Origin of the sequence: Burkholderia sp. L27(2015) (genome assembly GCF_009765705.1) — a bacterium.
In the GTDB taxonomy this organism is placed as follows: domain Bacteria; phylum Pseudomonadota; class Gammaproteobacteria; order Burkholderiales; family Burkholderiaceae; genus LMUX01.
Map to the genome: position 1 here is coordinate 1 of NZ_LMUX01000044.1, position 756 is coordinate 756.

General features: G+C 59.0%; 1 protein-coding gene and 1 pseudogene. Both read left to right on the plus strand.

Annotated features, from left to right (window positions below; translation table 11 throughout):
* Positions 1–288, plus strand: a pseudogene (locus tag GSQ77_RS28980) (efflux transporter periplasmic adaptor subunit); the annotation flags it as partial.
* 158 nt (positions 289–446) lie between these two features.
* Positions 447–756, plus strand: a 310-nt coding sequence (locus GSQ77_RS28985) for an ABC transporter ATP-binding protein (protein ID WP_158907604.1), incomplete at its 3' end; no start/stop codon positions are given.

The following is a 756-nucleotide window of genomic DNA, read 5'->3' on the forward strand; positions in this document are numbered from 1 at the left end:
GGCACCACCCCAAAAGAACTGCGGCAGAACCAGCGCCTGTCGGTGCGTGTGCTGCTGGATCATCGCGAGAACGTGCTCACCGTACAGCGTGGCTCGTTCGTCGATGAATCCGGTGGCAGCTATGCGTATGTGGTTCGCGACGGCATCGCCACAAAAACCCCGATCCGCGTTGGCGCCAGCAGCATCGACAAGGTGGAGATCCTCGATGGCCTGAAGCAAGGCGACCGCATCGTGATTTCCGGTACCGACAATTTCAAGAACGCGGATCGCGTCGCGATCAGCAACTGACGAGCATTTACTCCCTCCCCTGCTCGCGGGGGAGGGTTGGGGAGGAGTGAAGCTCTTGCTCCAAAGGTCAAGAGCCCACCCCCTCCCAGCCTCCCCCTACAAGTAGGGGGGAGGAGCCAAAGCACCACGACAAACATCACCACCACCGAGGAATAACCATGCTGAAGATGACCCACCTGTCCAAGGTCTACCGCACCGAAGTGGTGGAGACCTATGCGCTGCGCGATTTCAACATCGACGTGAAAGAAGGTGAATTCGTGGCCGTTACCGGTCCGTCCGGCTCCGGCAAGACCACCTTCCTGACCATCGCCGGCCTGCTGGAAACCTTCAGTGGCGGCGAGTATCACCTCGACGGCATCGAAGTGAGCAACCTCAACGACAACGCCCGCTCGAAGATCCGCAACGAGAAGATCGGCTTCATCTTTCAGGCGTTCAACCTGATTCCCGATCTCAACGTGTTCGACAACG